This window comes from Microcoleus vaginatus FACHB-2002 (genome assembly GCF_040004035.1).
Lineage (GTDB): Bacteria > Cyanobacteriota > Cyanobacteriia > Cyanobacteriales > Microcoleaceae > Microcoleus > Microcoleus vaginatus_C.
In genome coordinates, this window is record NZ_JAMPLN010000003.1 from 123,936 (window position 1) to 141,732 (window position 17,797).

The 17,797-nt window shown below is 47.1% G+C and carries 12 protein-coding genes; 4 read left to right on the plus strand and 8 right to left on the minus strand.

The window, feature by feature from the left end; all coding sequences use genetic code 11:
- Window positions 1–251: 251 nt before the first annotated feature.
- Together NDI35_RS03480 and NDI35_RS03485 are read left to right on the plus strand one after the other, a co-directional pair.
- Entirely contained in the window at window positions 252–4,592 is a 4,341-nt protein-coding gene (locus NDI35_RS03480) for a non-ribosomal peptide synthetase family protein (protein ID WP_445311517.1), read from the plus strand.
- A gap of 58 nt (window positions 4,593–4,650) precedes the next feature.
- Window positions 4,651–5,838 carry an aldo/keto reductase gene (locus tag NDI35_RS03485; RefSeq protein WP_445311518.1) on the plus strand — a complete coding sequence of 396 codons (1,188 nt, stop codon included), beginning with the start codon at window positions 4,651–4,653 and terminating at the stop codon, window positions 5,836–5,838.
- Between the two features lie 162 nt (window positions 5,839–6,000).
- Here NDI35_RS03485 and NDI35_RS03490 read toward each other — a convergent pair whose 3' ends face one another.
- The 7 genes from NDI35_RS03490 to NDI35_RS03520 form a co-directional block, all read right to left on the minus strand.
- On the minus strand, window positions 6,001–7,041 hold the full coding sequence (locus tag NDI35_RS03490; protein ID WP_445311519.1) for a tetratricopeptide repeat protein: 1,041 nt from the start codon (window positions 7,039–7,041) through the stop codon (window positions 6,001–6,003).
- 450 nt (window positions 7,042–7,491) lie between these two features.
- A complete protein-coding gene (gene ccmO / locus NDI35_RS03495) occupies window positions 7,492–8,265 on the minus strand; it encodes a beta-carboxysome assembly protein CcmO (RefSeq protein WP_333300595.1) in 774 nt (257 codons plus the stop codon).
- Between the two features lie 205 nt (window positions 8,266–8,470).
- On the minus strand, window positions 8,471–9,151 hold the full coding sequence (ccmN, locus tag NDI35_RS03500; protein ID WP_445311520.1) for a beta-carboxysome scaffolding protein CcmN: 681 nt from the start codon (window positions 9,149–9,151) through the stop codon (window positions 8,471–8,473).
- A gap of 289 nt (window positions 9,152–9,440) precedes the next feature.
- The gene (ccmM, locus tag NDI35_RS03505; protein ID WP_445311521.1) at window positions 9,441–11,093 is read right to left on the minus strand and encodes a beta-carboxysome scaffolding protein CcmM; all 1,653 of its coding nucleotides are present in this window, start codon (window positions 11,091–11,093) and stop codon (window positions 9,441–9,443) included.
- A gap of 118 nt (window positions 11,094–11,211) precedes the next feature.
- Entirely contained in the window at window positions 11,212–11,517 is a 306-nt protein-coding gene (ccmL, locus tag NDI35_RS03510; RefSeq protein ID WP_006635057.1) for a beta-carboxysome shell vertex protein CcmL, read from the minus strand.
- 254 nt (window positions 11,518–11,771) lie between these two features.
- A complete protein-coding gene (locus NDI35_RS03515; protein ID WP_006635058.1) occupies window positions 11,772–12,113 on the minus strand; it encodes a carbon dioxide-concentrating mechanism protein CcmK in 342 nt (113 codons plus the stop codon).
- A gap of 96 nt (window positions 12,114–12,209) precedes the next feature.
- Window positions 12,210–12,521: a carbon dioxide-concentrating mechanism protein CcmK gene (locus tag NDI35_RS03520; protein ID WP_006635059.1), complete on the minus strand. Its 312-nt coding sequence runs from the start codon at window positions 12,519–12,521 to the stop codon at window positions 12,210–12,212.
- A gap of 969 nt (window positions 12,522–13,490) precedes the next feature.
- Between NDI35_RS03520 and NDI35_RS03525 the strand changes: the two genes are divergently transcribed.
- A complete protein-coding gene (locus tag NDI35_RS03525; protein WP_445311522.1) occupies window positions 13,491–15,365 on the plus strand; it encodes an NAD(P)H-quinone oxidoreductase subunit F in 1,875 nt (624 codons plus the stop codon).
- Window positions 15,366–15,510: 145 nt separating this feature from the next.
- Here the strand turns inward: NDI35_RS03525 and NDI35_RS03530 are convergent, their stop codons facing one another.
- Window positions 15,511–16,122: a Uma2 family endonuclease gene (locus NDI35_RS03530; protein ID WP_445311523.1), complete on the minus strand. Its 612-nt coding sequence runs from the start codon at window positions 16,120–16,122 to the stop codon at window positions 15,511–15,513.
- 128 nt (window positions 16,123–16,250) lie between these two features.
- Here NDI35_RS03530 and NDI35_RS03535 point away from each other — a divergent pair, with 128 nt between their 5' ends.
- Window positions 16,251–17,765 carry an NADH-quinone oxidoreductase subunit M gene (locus tag NDI35_RS03535; RefSeq protein ID WP_445311524.1) on the plus strand — a complete coding sequence of 505 codons (1,515 nt, stop codon included), beginning with the start codon at window positions 16,251–16,253 and terminating at the stop codon, window positions 17,763–17,765.
- Window positions 17,766–17,797: the final 32 nt, after the last annotated feature.

Below are 17,797 nucleotides of genomic sequence, written 5' to 3' on the forward strand. Positions count from 1 at the left end.
AATTGAAAATTGCCATTAGTAGCCACTTCAACGCCTTGACCATAGTCTGTTTTAACTTATATGTTGCACCATTCTCAATCAGCCTTTTATGGGCGGGTTCTCCTGCCCACCCCACAAGAAAATCTACTCTTTGTGGAACAGGCATCTTGCCTGTTCTTGAGAAGGGTGCAAGATGTGAGTTTTAACGGACTTGATCTATTAGCCAGGGACTTTAGTCCCTGGCAATCCTAAAACATAAAGCAATATAACCAATGCAAACAATTAATGGATTTCGGCTTTCTCCTCAACAAAAATATCTGTGGCTGTTGCAACAAGATAGTCCCGCTTATCGGGCACAGTGCGCCATTCTGTTAGAAGGCGAGCTTCAAACAGAAGCTTTAAAAAAAGCCTTAGAAAAAGTTAGCGATCGCCACGAAATTCTGCGAACCAGCTTTCAGGGACGTTCTGGGATTAAATTTCCGATTCAAGTCATCGGCGATCGCAGCTTAATTTCCTGGCATATCGTTAATCTTGAATGCTTTACCGCGCCAGAACAAGCGGCTAAACTCCCTGAAATTTTTCAAAACGAAAAGCGCTCAGTTTTCAACTTTGAGCAAAATCCAATTTGGCGCTTATCCTTAATTTTTCTATCAGCAAACAGGCACATTTTGCTTGTCAGCCTCCCTTCCCTGTGCGCCGATTTCCGCACCATCAAAAATCTAATTCGAGAAATTAGTCAGTGTTATGCAGCTTGCTTGCAAGGTCAGGAACTGGCCGACGAAGTGGTGCAATATGTCCAATATTCGGAATGGCAGAATGAATTGATTGAGGATGAAGAGGCGGCAGAGGGCAAAAAATATTGGACTGAGCGGGATTACTCGGCGCTAGCCAGTTTAAAATTGCCTTTTGAAAATAAAAAAGTCAGCGCGTCCAACCCATTTGAACCGAATTTTTGTGAGGTTAAAATAGAACTGAGTTTACTAGAAGAAATAGAAGCGATCGCCCGCCGGTACGACACCTCAATATCTGCTTTCTTTCTAGCTTGCTGGAAAACGTTGCTCTGGCGGCGGTTGGGAAAGGCAGAAATCATTATGGGCACCGCCTTCGACAATCGCAAATATGAAGAATTAGAGCCAGCACTCGGTCTATTTGCCAAGTTTTTACCGCTTCGCACCCAACTGCAAGAAAATTTTACCTTTCAGGAATTCTGGCAGGAAATTCAGCAATCCCAAAGCGATGCTTATAAATGGCAGGAATATTTCAACAGGGAAGATATAAACGCCTCGCCTGGATTTCCATTTTGTTTTGAGTTTGAGGAACAACTAGAAAAGTATGCGGCGGCTGGCGTAGATTTTTCAATTTACCAGCAATATGTCTGCGGCGATCGCTTCAAAGTTAAACTCTCCTGCGTGCGCCGAGAGGATGCTCTCATCGCTGAGTTTCACTCTGATCCGGCCTTGATAGGGGAACAAGCGCTCCAATGTTTAGCAGAGCAATTCTACACCTTAATAAAAAGTGCAGCTAATCAGCCAGAAACCGCTATCGGCGAGTTGGAAATTCTGAGCGATCGCGCCCGCCACCAAGTCTTAGTTGAGTTCAACCAAACACAGAAAAATTACCCAAAAGACAAGTGCCTTCACGAGCTCTTTGAACAACAAGTAGAGCGCGTACCAGATCGCCTTGCGGTTATCTGTGAAAATCAGCAGCTCACTTACCGAGAACTCAACACCCGCGCCAACCAAATCGCTGATTACCTACAACAATTAGGAGTAAAATCCGAAGGATTAGTGGGAATTTGTGCTGAGCGATCTGTGGATGCGATCGCCGGAATGCTCGGCATTCTCAAAGCAGGCGGCGCGTACTTGCCACTCGATCCGGCCATGCCAAAAGAGCGCCTCGCCTTGATGTTGCAGGATGCCGGAGTGGCAGTGCTATTAACGCAACAACAGCTAATCGAAAAATTGCCAAAAACTCAGGCAAAAATCCTTTGCTTAGATGCAGAAATTCCCTCTGTCTCCCCCTCTCCCTCTCCTCCTCTCTCTCCTGAAAATTTAGCTTATGTCATTTATACTTCCGGTTCCACTGGCACGCCAAAGGGAGTGGCAATTGAACACCGATCGCTCGTCAATTACCTCTACAGCATTCAGGAACAACTAAACCTGCCATCAGGTGGCAGTTTCGCAACCGTTTCTACCTTGGCAGCAGACTTAGGAAATACAGTAATTTTTCCAGCTTTATGTACGGGAGGAAGCCTTCACATAATTTCCCAGGAACGCGCCACCGATCCAGAGGCGATCGCTGCTTACTTTCAGCAGCATTCCATTGACTGTCTCAAAATCGTTCCCTCCCATCTAAAAGCTTTATTAACTGCTTCCGATCCGGCGCAGGTTTTGCCGAAAAAGCGATTAATCCTTGGCGGCGAGGCCTTAAGTTGGAATTTGCTCGAAACTATTCAGAAATACGCCCCAGACTGCTCAGTCTTCAACCATTACGGGCCAACAGAAGCCACCGTAGGCGTGCTGGCTTATCCCATCAAAGACAGAGAAAATTGCATTTCTGAGACAGTTCCTCTCGGTCGCCCTATCAATAACGCGCAGATTTATTTACTTGATTCGCACTTGCAGCCAGTTGCCATTGGCGTGTCCGGCGAGTTATACATCGGCGGTGCTTCTTTAGCTCGCGGCTATCTAAACCAACCCCACTTAACAGAAGAAAAATTCATCCTCAACCCCTTCGACGCCGAACCAAGAGCGCGTCTGTATAAAACAGGAGATTTGGCTCGGTATTTGCCGGACGGAAATATTGAGTTTTTAGGGCGGATCGACAGCCAAGTTAAACTGCGAGGGTTCCGCATTGAATTGGGGGAAATAGAAGCAGCGCTATCTCAACATTCCGCTGTACGCGAAGCAGTAGTTTTGCTACTGGAAAATGAACCTGGGAATCAGCGCTTAGTGGCCTATGTTGTACCCGCGAGGGAATCAGCGATCGCTATTAACGAGCTGCGGTCATTTTTAAAAGATAAACTGCCCGACTACATGGTTCCTTCTGCTTTTGTCGTAATCAAAGCATTGCCCCTCACTGCTAATGGCAAAATAGATCGGCGGGCGCTGCCAGCGCCGGAGGCGGCGAGAGCCGATTTAGCAGATACTTTTGTAGCTCCTAGCACTCCCCTTGAGAAAATGCTTGCTGAGATTTGGGCTGAACTGCTAGGGCTGGAAAAAGTGGGAATTTATGACAATTTCTTTGATTTGGGGGGACATTCATTACTGATTACTCAGTTGCTAGCAAAGGTAAGAGATTCTTTCCAAAAGGAATTGCCCTTGCGCCGTTTCTTTGAAGCGCCTACCATCGCTGCTTTAGCAAAGAATATTGAGGTGAAGCATGGGGCGGATTCTGCGGGCGTGAGCACTGCCAGTTTCGATATTAACGCTGAAGTTGTTTTAGATCCGGCAATTCGCCCTGCAACTCCATTGAGCGAGCCAAAAACTGAACCAGCTTGCATTCTCTTAACAGGGGCGACGGGCTTTTTGGGAGCCTTTTTACTCCGCGATCTCTTGCAACAAACTCAAGCAGAAATTTATTGTCTAGTCCGTTCTGCCGATTCAGAATCAGCTAAAAAGCGGATTCAAAGCAGCCTCGAATCCTATTTAATTTGGGATGAAAGCAGCAGCGATCGCATTATCCCAATTTCTGGAGATTTGTCTCAACCACTTTTGGGGCTTTCCGAGGAGCAGTTCGGAGTTTTAGCCACTAAAATTGATGTCATTTACCACAATGGCGCGTTTGTCAAGTTTACTTATCCCTACTCGGTTCTCAAACCCGCTAACGTTTTGGGGACGCAGGAAGTTCTGAGATTGGCGAGTCAAAGTAAGCTAAAACCAGTGCATTTAATTTCTACGATTTCCGTTGTCTCGGCAATGGGAGAATCTGGGATTGAGGTCGTGCGAGAGGAGGATGAACTCACTCCGGGAGAGAGTCTAAAAGGCGCTTACACTCAGACTAAGTGGGTGGCAGAAAAGTTAGTAGAGGTGGCGCGCGATCGCGGGATTCCTGTTAGCATTTACAGGCCCGGCCGCATTTCTGGGGACAGCCAAACAGGGGCTTGTAATCCCAGTGACTTACTGTACAGGTTAATCGCTGGTTGCGTGCAACTTGGATGTGCGCCCGATGACGATAAGCTGATGAATGTAGCGCCTGTTGACTATGTGAGCCGAGCGATCGTTCATCTTTCGAGGCAAAAAGAATTGCTCGGAAAGACTTTTCATTTAGTCAACCCTCAGTCCTTTCAGATGAGTGAATTGCTTGGCTGGATTTGCTCAATGGGCTATCCAATTAAACGAGTTTCTTCTGAGACTTGGCAAGCAGAAGTAATCAATCGCGCTGGATATTCTCCTGAAAATGCGTTGTATCCGCTGGTCAGTCTTTTTTCGGAAAAAGTTTCGGAAACAGAAATGCCTAAATCTGCGACGCTGAAATTCGATTGCCAGAATGCGTTGAAGGGACTTTCGGGAACCAATATTATCTGCCCGCAAGCGGATGCGAGTTTGTTTCGGACTTATTTTTCTTATCTCGTCAATAGCCAGTTAATAGAGGCTCCCAAACATCTGGTCTAAAAATGTAGAGGCGCGATCGCTCGCGTTTCTACCTTGCTCACTTTGAGGAGAATTTTCAATGAAGGAGGGCTTAAACTTAATGAATGTTAGCTTAGGAAATAATAATGCGATCGCGATCGCAGGCAGAGCTACCGCAGAAGGAACGGGGCGTTACAGGGAACGCCACAAAAAAAACTGTGCAGCCGATCACTTCCGAGAAACTGGTTCGCTTGTTGCCAGCTCGATTGGAATTGGCACTTACCTTGGCGAACCAGATGAGTATACTGACACTCTTGTGGCGGAAGCTGTAGTGGAATCGGTTCGGCGGGGTGCCAACGTAATTGACTCAGCAATCAACTACCGCTACCAGTGCGGAGAGCGGAGTGTCGGAAAGGCTATCCGGCGTCTTTTGGAATCGGGAGAGGCTTCAAGAGATGAACTAATTATCTGCACGAAAGGTGGCGTTCTTCCGCATCCAACTCCAAACCATGTAGAGTGGTTTTATCAGCAGTACGTCGAGCCAAACAACTCTACTGTCAGCATGGCAGATTTGGCTGATGAGCGTTACTGCATCCACCCAGAATACATTCAAGATCAGCTTAATTGGAGCCTCGCCAACCTCGGCATTGAGACAATCGATGTCTACTATCTTCACAATCCAGAAAAGCTACTTTCTCAAGTTGAACCCGATACTTTTTACAATCGATTGCGAGAGGTTTTTGAGGTACTTGAAGGTGCGGTTTTAGCTGGAAAAATTGCTAATTACGGTGTGGCAACTTGGAATGCTTTTCGCGTACCTCCAACTGAAAATTACCATATCGATCTGGCGCGTGCGAAGTCCATTGCTCGGGAAGTAGCTGGGAGCAGAGAGGATCGGTTTCGGTTTATCCAGCTTCCTTTGAATATGGGGATGCCGGAAGCGGTGCTAACCCCAACTCAAACAATCGAAGGAGAACAAGTTTCAGTATTGGAAGCTGCAGATCGCTTAGGCATTTGGGCGATCGCCAGTAGGTCGATCTGTGAAGCGCAGGTTATCGGTCAGATCCCAGAAAAGATTGCTTCTGCCTTTGGCGATCGCTTGCGAACAGACTGCCAGCGGGCGCTCCAATATACCCGGAGCGCCCCTGGCCTCTTGAGTGCCCTTGTAGGGATGAAAGCGCCAAAACATATAGAAGAGAACCTAGCCCTCGCTGCTGTCCCGCGGCTTGGGAGGGCAAGCTTTCAGGAACTTACTGATTCAATTGTTCAAGTGTTAAACGGAAATTGATCTTCCCCTTGCCGGAGAACGGCTGAACTTAAAATCTTCAATGGCATTATGGAATAGTTTCAGTTAATGTTTATGGTTCTTCCGTACTTAGTGTGCTACAATTGGATATTATTGTAACATTTTAGCCCATTAAGTACGGAAGAACCCTGATTACTGACTAAATCAATCATTAATAAATTCACCTTCACAGATAATCGAGTCTCTGTTCTCCAAATCTTCTTGATTCCAGACCGCGTTTAATGCTGCGGAACTTAAGGAAGTTGACATCGTATTTAATGTTGTGTTGTAGTATTCGACAGCATTATTAAGTTCCACCTGCGGCGCTTCTTTGAAGTACGAATTAATATCAGGCGTACACCGCTGGGCTTGGTAGTATACATAAGCTTCAGCATTAATGCACATTACGTGGTAAAAATCCTTATTTGCTGCCGCAACATCTCCAAGTTTATACAGCGCTAAACCCCGGTTGAGATAAGCTTTAACATAGTTCGGATCGAGTTCCACTGCTTTGTCAAAGTCTTCAATTGCAAGCTGCATTTGTTTTAATTTATAGCGAACACAACCTCTGTTATAATAGGCATAAACATTTTGTGGATCGATGGCGAGTGCAATGTTGTAATCGGCCATCGCCTGCGTATTGTCTCCTAGTTGGTGGTAACAGAGACCTCGATTTATGTATGCTTTGATATATTTAGGATTCAACCGCAGCGTTTCGTTAAAGTTTTCCGTGGCTGCCTCTTTTTCTCCCAAAAGGTAGTAAGCGCGCCCCCGGTTGTAATAGGTTTTATAATTGTGGGAATTGATAGATAGAGCTCGATTGTAGTCTTCTATTGCTTCTTCGTAATTTCCTAAATTAGCAAGTACAAGTCCCCGGTTGTTGTAGATAGCGTGGTTGTTAGGCTTATTTGCTAAAGCACAGTTTAGATCATCAATGGCTTTTTCGTGTTCTCCGAGATGACGCCAAGCATTACCTCGATTCAAGTAAGCCTCGAAGAAATTAGGATTGATATCTAGGGCTTGGCTGAGGTCTGCGATCGCTTTTTGGTAGTCTTTCATGTAATAGTAAACCAAGCCGCGATTGTTGTAGGCTTTGGCATCGGCGGGATTGAGTTGCAGTATGCGATCGAAATCGTCGATCGCCGCTTCATAGTTTCCTTTCTTAGCGCTGTGCAAACCACGCTTGTAAAATTGTTTGAGGTTCATAGGTCAACTTTCAGGATTGCTTGATGCTGGGGGTTGATTCCCGTGCAGTCAGTTTTGAGTTCGACAGCCGTTAATCTGTTGAAAGAGCATCCACACGCAGTCAGAGTAACTCTTAAATGATTCCCGGCAATCTACCCTAAACAGGCTTTTTGGTTTATTTTAACAGTAGTTAAATCCTGTTGAAAGGCTCTGCACCTCGGCTGGATTTACTTAGTCAGTTCGATTGTTTACCCGACGCTCGACTTGATCTCAAAAGTCTAGTTTTACTTGGTGCTCTGTGTCTCTTGATGCGGGGGCGATCGGCTCGATCGGCAAATTAAGTTTGAGACCGCTACTCAGTATAAATTGTTGCCAGCAGTCCTACCGAGTAAACTCTATATTTTTTTGACAAACTTCGTCTCAGTATTTGCGGCAGTACGTCTCTAAAAACTTTTGTGGCCTAATTACCAATTACCGATTGATTTCCTCTTCCACATAAACAGTCAATTTCTCCAAATCTGGAAGTTCGATCAATTCTTGTTCCTTTTCCTTAACCGACACGGGCATCATCACAGGTTTACGCTGCTCAATCCAGCAACTCGCCAGCGGTAAAGTTTGTTCCAAATCTTCCAAAGGCCTCGGAATTACCATCACCGCGTTCAACTCGCCAATTCGCTCAGCTTCGTACATTCCGGCCTCTACGGCTACTGCTACATCTGCAACTGCACCGCGAATAATTGCCGTGCACAAACCGGCGCCTATTTTCTCGTAAGCTGCCAAGTGTACGTCTGCGGATTTGAGCATAGCATCGCAAGCACCGACCATTGCCGGAAATCCCCGGGTTTCGAGCAAACCGATCGCCTGATTGCTAAGCCGAGAATAACTGCCGCTTTCCGAAAGTTCAGTCAGCCGAAAGCCGATCGGCAAAACCACTTCCAAATTAGCCAAAGGTCTAGCAATCACCAACTTAGAAACAAACTGCCCGAACTGTTCGGCAGTTTGAGCTCCAGCTTCCACAGCCAAACGCACATCCGAAATTCTGCCCCGGACGATCGCGGTACAGTGACCGGAACCAATTTTTTCGTATCCTACTAAAATCACCCCTGCCGACTTCAGCATCATGTCAGCAGTCCCCACGATTGCCGGAAAACTCTTGGTGGATACCAAACCCAAAGCAGTGTCTTTGAAGTATTCCTGGCGCTGCGATCGCTCTTCGTGACTGTTACGATCTGTTTGTCCGTCCATCTTCTATTACCCTTAGAAACTTCCCAAAATAAAAATTTGTTGATAGTTTATAGTTTCTCAGATGAGAAGACAGACTGCACGAGCTACAAGACACAGATTGCTGCGGCAAGGCCTTACAAATTGCTGAGCTACCAATAATATGAGATTACCTATTTATATTTGATCTTTCTGCCTTCAGCATAGCTGTCTTTTGCGGAAATGACGGCTACCCGGAACCGCCCGATAGACTTTGGCCGTTTTCCTCCGATCGATTAAAAGCTTGCCGGTGCGGAAACAGCGTCCCCAACAGCCGATTGATGTGAGCTTGACCGTACAGAATAGTTGGCGTTTCCCCTGGTTGGGGCGGCTCTGCGGCAGTGGATTCCGGCGGGTCTGGGGCAGTCTCTGGCGCAGTTTGAGGCGGTGTTTGGGCGGGTTGTGGCGGCTCGATCGGCTCGATCGGTCGATCGACTGGTGGCGTAGTGGCTTCGGGGGTTTCTGGTGATGTTGGCGCTGCTGTTGGCGCTGTTGCGGTTGCTTCTTCTGTGGCGGCTTGGCGGCTGGTATCTCCCATTAGAGAACCTGCTGCCATAATTTGCATTTTGTCGATACAAGGATTGATTAGGGTCGTCCCGGCCCCAATACAGGCATTTTCCCCGATCGTTCCCGCACCTACCACCAGCACCCCTGCACCCAGAATAACGCCCGCCGCGATTTCCAGAGTACCTTCACGGGCGTGAAGGATAACTCCCATACCGATACAGGCACCGGCGGCGATCGAGATCCGGCTGCCCGGATCTGCTTGCAGGATTGCTCCAGGGGCGATCGCCGCACCCTCATTCACAACTACATCGCCACTCATCAAAATCTGAGAGTTGCTACTTAATTGCAGTGGCGATAAATACATTCGACTTCACCATGAAAGGAGCTATTTTTTTCGATAAAACGACTTTAAATTATGGGTTTTCTCGACTGATAAATTTAACCATGTCAATCTAAGAAACGATAATTTACTAATACTGAGAAGCTTGATGCTTTAACGTTTTATAGAAACTTTCAGAAGATTCTAGATTTTGACCAACATTTCTCAATCGAGCTTTTTTACTATCTCAAGTCCAACTTCAATCCGCTTGGATTTCTCCCGTGGACACCTGTGTGAGGGCTTAACGGGAGAAACAAGCTAATTACCAGGCAAATTAAGGTCGTTGGATAATTTCTTCGAGTACCCGGCGCTTCGCTTTGGAGTCGATGCCCAGCAAACGGACGTACTCGCCACTGTGTTCTTTGAGACAGCTTTCGAGGGCAGAAATCACTTCGGATTCGCGGTTGGATGAGATCGGGGCGCAACTGCTCCAAGAACCGGTGCGGAAACGGCGCGCGTCGGCGTGTTCCGTGCCAATTTTGTAGCCTTGGGAAAGCAGGTTGCGGATTTGATCGAGCGTCTTGCCGGTCAAACTTCCGCTGCTGGCCGAACCAGTCGAAGCTGCTTTGTATCCCGATGTTGCTGCCGACTTAGATGTTCCTGCCGGCTTAGCCGATTGACCAACCGGGCCGTCGGGACGCTGAATAATTTCTTCAACTATGCGTCGCTTAGCTTTCGGGTCAATCCCGATCAAGCGCACGTACTCGCCCTGGTACTCGTTCATCACAGATTCCAAAGCGGCGATCGCCTCAGATTCGTTTTTCACTTGCAGCGAAGCCCCGCTTTGCCATGAACCGGTGCGGAAGCGGCGCGCGTCGGCGTGTTCCGTCCCCACCTTGTAGCCTTGAGCTAGCAAGCCGCGAACCTGAGCCACTGTTTCGGCACTCAATTTTCCGCTTGACACAGAACCGCTATTGTGGTTGGAAGCTTGTGCAACTTTACCGTTAAATTGGTGAGTTTTCGCGCCGTTAGAACCGTTAGAGCCGTTGTCTCCCGGTCTTTGGACGATTTCTTCTAGTACGCGGCGCTTGGCTTTGGTGTCAATCCCGATCAAGCGGACGTATTCTCCTTGGTGCTCGGCCATGCAAGCTGACAAAGCCGCGATTACTTCAGAGTCGCGGGTTGAGGAAATCGGGCCGCAAGTACGCCAAGAGCCGGTACGGAAGCGGCGTGCATCGGCGTGTTCAGCTCCTACGCTGTATCCTTGGGCTAGTAAATTGCGGATGCTATCGGCAAGAGTTGAACTCAATTGGGTGCCGGCATGAGTAGAATATTTGGTTTGATTCATATTTGGGTTGGTACTTTTCTCGTTGCGAATTGGTGCTAGACAGGCGATGTTCTCAGCGCAGCGATAACCCGTTCTCAGAGCGTCATTGATGCCGATGACATGGGTCGCAAATTGAATGTCAGAATCTTGAACGTCAGGCAAGCGATCGGCTTGCTTCTGATTAGTGATGATGGCTCCCGAAGGTACGTACTTACCGGGGGGGATCTCCACATCTTTAATTAGTACGTGCATCATGACAATGCAGCCGTTGCCCACTCTGGCATTGAACACCGTAGAGCGAAAGCCGATAAAGCAGTTGTCGCCCACGTAGGCAGGGCCGTGAATTAAACTCATGTGGGTGAGGGAAGTATTTTTCCCCACCCACACAGAATAGGATTTGTCGTCGTCTCCTGTGACTCGGCCTTGTTCTAGGCCGTGAATCACTACTCCGTCTTGAATGTTGCTTCCTTGTCCGATATAAAAAGGAGTGCCTTCGTCGGCGCGAATAGATGTCCCGGGGGCAATCATCACATTAGAACCGATCTGCACATCCCCAATAATGTTAGAAAAGGAATGTACGAAGGCGGTATCGTGAATTTTGGGCTCAGCCAAGTTTTTCGACCAAGGCGTCGGGGGAGCCGCAACGTTGCGGACTGCCATAAATTAAGTTCTCCTAAACTGAAAAATCTTTTTGTTAGTTGTTAGTTGTTAGTTGTTAGTTGTTAGTTGTTAGTTGTTAGTTATTTTTCCACTAACTGCTAACTGCTAACGGTTGCAACTAGCCGTATGGGTCGTCTTTTTTACTGTAAATGAGGCGGTTTTCTACATTGACAGTATCTATAATGCCTACTACCAGAGCATCGATCGGACGGTTTTCGCTTCCGGGCGCGATCCGGGCTGCGCTGCCTCGGGTCACTAAAACCCATTCATCGATACCAGCGCCCACACAGTCAGCGGCTACCTCATAGCCGGGAACTGGCGAACCTTCCTCATCAATGAATTGCAGCAGTAGAAATTTCGATCCTCTCAGCGTCGGCTCTTTTTGGGTACTGACAACTGTGCCGAGAACTTTGGCCATTTGCATTTTAGGTAATAGGTAATAGGTAATTGGTAATTGTCATTTTTACACTGTCACTTGTCTTTTTTTAATTAGCTTTCCTCAGTCCGCTGTCCGCCTTTTAGAGCTTCGTCTAGTAACTAATCACTCATGACTGATGACTGATGACTAATAACCAATATCCCATACCCACCTCAATTAAAAATTAAAAATGCTAAATCAAAAACATCGCGATTTTTAATTTTTAATTACCAAACGCCCCTAACAGCCGATCGCCTGTCTTAAGATCTGTTGAGGGGGCGAATGCCGCTGACGCCTTCACGGAACTGTTCTACAGCTTCGGTGTAGCGAATCGGCAACACGTACTCTAAGTTTTCGTGAGGGCGGGCGATTATGTGGGTGGACATCACTTGTCCGCCGTTAACGCGCTTCACTGACTCTACTCCGGCTGCGACAGAAGCTTGCACTTCCGAGACATCTCCTCTTACAATGACCGTAACCCGAGCGCTACCGATTTTTTCGTAGCCTACCAAGGTGACGCGGGCTGCTTTGACCATCGCGTCAGCGGCTTCTACCACTGCGGGGAAGCCTAAGGTTTCGATCATGCCAACTGCAATTGCCATTGGTTTTACTCCTGATTGAATATTTGGGGAACTAAACAGTTAATTTTTGACGATCGCACAAATTTTCCTTAAACGAAATTTTTGTGCGCTAAGAACTTAGTAACCTCGGAACTGTTCTACTGCTTCTGTATATCGAATCGGCAGAACGTATTCTAGGTTTTCGTGGGGGCGAGCGATAATGTGGGTAGAGACGACTTCTCCGCCGTTCACGCGCTTGACGGATTCCACTCCTGCTGCGACTGAGGCTTGGACTTCCGACACGTTGCCGCGCACAATTACGGTGACGCGGGCGCTGCCGATTTTTTCATAGCCCACGAGGGTAACGCGGGCAGCTTTGACCATAGCATCGGCAGCTTCCACAACAGCGGGAAAACCTTTTGTCTCAATCATTCCCACGGCAATTGACATTTTTGAATCTCCTTTGAGGATGAGCGAAATTACCGTTACAAATCTTTGAGAAATCTAAAAATTTGGACGGGGAGGCCCACATTTTTTAGTAAGGCAGTGTAAAGCTTCCTATCCTATAAGAATAGGGGAAGCTGTCCACCTTGACAATATAAACTAACATCATAATGTTTAATAACAAAAATTAAAATTTTTTATGTTACTTAAACTAATTTAATATTTATTTAATAATCTTAATATAGAGAGGGGTGGATGCCGACGGCGAAGGGGGATTCAAGTAAGTAATAATACTCATAAAGTAGAGTTCGGTATGTGAAGCCGGAGCTGATCACTGCCGGGACACTTGGGGATTTCAAAAGGGGGATCGCGGGGAAATCGGCAAAAAAGCAGTCTTGACCCATCAGCAGGCATTTTTTTCTTTGAGTGCCTCGTCTGGTCAGCTAGTAATTTTGTATTGAGATAATTATCAGTTTTGATGGTTTAATGTATAGTTAATCTGGAGTGCAAATTATTTTGCCACAACTATACGATCGGGTTTAGTCAAAGTTTTAGGGTATCGCGCGATCGCCCGCGACTGTTTTTGTATAAAGGCAGCCGGTAATTTGAAGTTTAAGGGATAAATTAAGTCAGGAACCTCAGCCTCAAGGCATGAGGCTTGAAAGAGAAATCTAACAAGCCATCCTGCCCAGCCTAAGTCTTAACTGACTACGTTTTTTGAGTCACGACACCGGGCGGATGCGAAGCTAGTCCCCTGCTCTGTCGCTAGTAGTTAAACAACTTTAAGGTCACTGAAGTAGTGCTGCTAGCCGGCGCAAGCTCAGAAAACCTTGGCGAAGCTAACTTTACCCCAGAAATGGGAGTTTGAGGCAACCATACCTCATCGGAGGGGCAACCATACCCCTCCACCCCGCGAGGGGATTTTAATTAATGTAAAGCCGTGCTAAAAGCACGGGGTTTCTACCCATTTTTCTCATGACTCAATTTCTCCTCCAAGCCTGTTGGTGGGTACCTTTATATGGCTTGATAGGCGCAATTTTAACTTTGCCGTGGTCTACGGGAACCGTTCGCAGAACAGGCCCGAGACCGGCAGCTTACTTCAATTTGCTGATGACGGTGTTGGCTTTCATACACGGGTCAGTTATTTTTACAGCGACTTGGGATCAACCCCCCCAACAATTGCTCGTGCACTGGGTGCAAGCAGCCGATTTAGATTTGTCTTTTGCAATAGAAATCTCCACCGTCAGCGTCGGAGCAATGGAGTTAGTTAGTTTTCTGAGTTTGCTAGCACAAATTTACGCCCTTGGCTACATGGAAAAAGACTGGGCGCTAGCTCGATTTTTTGGGCTGCTCGGTTTTTTTGAAGCGGCAATTAGCGGCATTGCCATTAGCGACTCGCTGCTTCTAACTTACGCTTTGTTGGAAGTGCTGACGCTTTCAACTTACTTGCTAGTCGGGTTTTGGTACGCTCAACCGCTGGTAGTAACAGCCGCTCGTGATGCGTTTTTAACCAAGCGTGTAGGAGACGTGCCACTGCTGATGGGAGTAGTGACGCTTTCAACTTTAGCGGGAAGTTTGAATTTTTCCGATTTGGAAATATGGGCTGAAACTGCAACTTTGTCTCCCCTAGTGGCGACTCTTTTAGGTTTGGCTTTAATCTCCGCACCTACAGCCAAGTGCGCTCAATTTCCCTTCCATTTGTGGCTCGACGAGGCGATGGAAGGGCCCAATCCGGCTTCGATTATGCGGAATACGGTAGTTGTGGGCGCTGGCGCTTATGTTTTGATTAAACTTCAGCCTGTTTTAGCGCTGTCACCTGTGACGGATGCGGTGCTGGTGGTTTTGGGTGCGGTGACGGCTGTTGGCGCTTCCTTGGTGGCGATCGCCCAAATCGACATCAAAAGAGCACTATCGCATTCTACCAGCGCTTCTTTGGGTTTGGTGTTTATCGCCGTGGGGCTAAATCAAGTTGACATTGCTTTGCTGTTGCTGTTCGCGCACTCGATCGCCAAGGGCTTATTATTCATGAGCGTAGGGTCAGTTATTGCCACAACTAACACTCAAGATTTAACAGAAATGGGGGGGTTGTGGTCGAAGATGCCTGCCACGACTACGGCTTATTTAGTAGGCGCTGCGGGGATGGTAGCGCTGTTGCCTCTGGGCAACTTTTGGGCGATGCGGCGCTGGCTCAACGGTTTTTGGACTCTGCCTTTGTGGCTGGTAATTGTGTTGCTTTTGGTTAATGGTTTGACGGCGCTAAATTTAACTCGCATATTCGGTTTAGTGTTTGCTGGAAAAGCGCAGCCGAAAACTCGCAGAGCTCCAGAAGTCGGTTGGCCAATGGCTTTGCCGATGGTAATTTTGACCGTAATGGGGCTGTTGGTGCCTTGGATGTTGCAGGAGTGGCAACTTTTAATTAGTTGGACTGGGCCTTGGGCGGAAACGGGGGATTTTGATACTTTAAATTTGCTGTTGAAGACTCTGCATCTTCCGCTGTTAATGTTATCTGGGTTGATTGGCGTTGCGGTTGGGGTGGCGATTTATTGGTACGGGGTTTTACCTCGACCGGTAAGGCTGCCGGTGCCGGCGTTGCAGGATTTGTTTGCTTACGATTTTTATATCGATCGAGTTTACCGCTTGACTGTGGTTTGGGCTGTGGCTTTTATTTCTAAAATCAGCGCTTGGACTGATAGGTATGTGGTGGACGGGGCGGTGAATTTGTTCGGTTTTGCCACAATTTTTAGCGGTGAAGGGTTGAAGTACAGCGGCACCGGTCAGTCGCAGTTTTATGTGTTGACTATTGCGGCGGGTGTTGCTGTATTGCTGGCGTTGATTATTTGGCAGTTTTAAACCGCAGAGTTTGGCAGATGAATCTATTCTGGGTTTGTCTGCTTTTGATCTAGTTTTATTTAATTTTTAACCGCAGATGAGGGCGGATGAACGCAGATGAACGCAGATGATTTTATTCTGGGTTTGTCTGCTTTTTTATCTCATTTTACTCAAACTCGATCGGCCACAATTCTGTCACCGCAACTTCCCAACCGGGCAAAAGTTCGGGAATTGAAATCATGTCGCCGTCTCTCAATACCACTGGCTCTGCTTGGGGAGTGTAAATTGTTATTGTGCGCTTGTCTGGGTCGATTAATATTCCTACTTTTGCTCCGAGTTCGATAAATGATAAAATTTTTTCTTGCAGGGGTTTGAGGCGATCGGACTGAGATTTGATTTCTACAACTAAGTCGGGAACAAGTTCGGCAAAATACCTTTTACTTTGTTTGAGGCGATCGGCTGTCACAAAAGAAACATCGGGAGCTCTCAGATCAGAATTGGGGAGGATAAACCCGCCGCTAGATTCAAATACTCGTCCGAGTTTGCAAGGTTTGACCCAGTTTAGTAAAAGTCTGCCAAACTCTGCCCCAATTTCGCTCGATACAATGTCTGATGGGCCCATAAGGATAATCTTCCCGTCTACCAGTTCTAATTGGTAGTCTAGATGCGCTTCCGATAGTATACTTTGCAGTTGTTCCAAGTCGGCAACGGTGAGACGGGTGGAAGGAGAACCGGATTTAATTCGCAAATATTCTCGATCTGTAAGACTTGAGGTCATAGGAGGATTCCAGAGATATTTGAATCTATGTTAACAAGAAAATCAGCCGATCGCTTTTATATGTAGTTGCTTTGCGTTAATGTTAAATATAGCTCTAAATACTGTGTAACAAAGGAAAGTTTTAATTGATGCTCAGTGCTTTAATCTGGATACCAATGTTGGCCGCTGCCCTGATTGGGCTCTGGCCCGGTTCAGTGAGTTCTAAAATAGTTCGGAATGTCGCGATCGCCATTGCGGGTATAACTTTTATTCTCTCGGTGATTTTGGCAGTTCAGTTTGATGCCAGTATCAGTCAGTTGCAGTTTTCGGAATTTATTCCTTGGATAGATGCTTTGGGATTGAATTACAATCTCGGCGTTGATGGTTTGTCTTTGCCTTTGGTAATTTTAAATACTCTGCTGACAGGGGTAGCTATTTACGCTACGGATGAGTCGATCCGCAGACCTCGACTTTATTATTCTTTGATTCTGTTAATTACAGGCGGCGTAACAGGGGCTTTTTTATCTCAAAATTTGCTGCTGTTTTTCCTGTTTTTTGAGGTAGAATTGATTCCGCTTTACCTGTTAATTGCGATTTGGGGAGGCGAGCGCCGAGGTTATGCTGCTACTAAGTTTTTAATCTATACTGCATTTTCGGGAATTGTGCTGCTGGCTGCTTTCTTGGGCACTGGTTGGCTTAGCGGTGCTTCGAGTTTCGATATGGTTGGTGCAGCGGGCGCCTCGCATTTGCAAGGAGGATTGCCCTTGCCTTTGGTGAGGCAAATTGTTTTGCTGGCAGGGATATTGCTGGCTTTTGGAATTAAGATGCCTTTAGTGCCTTTTCATACTTGGCTGCCGGATGCTCACGTAGAAGCTTCGACGCCGGTTTCGGTGCTGCTGGCGGGGGTGCTTTTGAAGCTGGGAACTTACGGGATGCTGCGCTTTGGTTTGGGTTTGTTTCCAGATGCGTGGGCGGTGGCAGCGCCGACTTTGGCGAGTTGGGCGGTGGTGAGTGTGCTTTACGGGGCCAGTTGTGCGATCGCCCAAAAAGATATGAAAAAAATTGTAGCTTACAGTTCGATCGCTCACATGGGCTACATTTTGTTAGCTAGCGCCGCAGCTACTCCGATTAGTATGCTGGGAACTGTTTTACAAATGGTTAGCCACGGTTTAATTTCGGCGCTGCTATTTTTGAGTGTCGGCGTTGTTTACAAAAAATCCGGCACCCGCAACATCGATGTCCTCAAAGGTTTGTTCAATCCCGATCGCGGTTTGCCGATGATTGGCAGTTTAATGATCCTCGGCGTGATGGCTAGTGCCGGCATTCCGGGTTTGGCTGGATTTATTGCTGAATTTTTGATGTTTCGGGGCAGTTTGCCAGTGTTTCCCGTGCAAACTTTGCTCTGCATGATCGGCACTGGTTTAACTTCAGTTTACTTTTTAATTATGGTCAACCGCGCCTTTTTCGGCCGCCTTTCGGATGTGGTGGTAAATTTGCCGCAAGTCCGCTGGCGCGATCGCATCCCTTCGCTGGTTTTAGCAATAATTATCGCCATCATGGGAGTGCAGCCGGGAGTTTTAATTGCTTTGAGCGAAAAAACTGCGATCGGAATGGTTGCTAATGTGCCACCGCAAGTTAAAGTTATTGCTCAAAACTTGAAATAAAATATGACGTAGGTTCGTAGTGAGGAATGCAA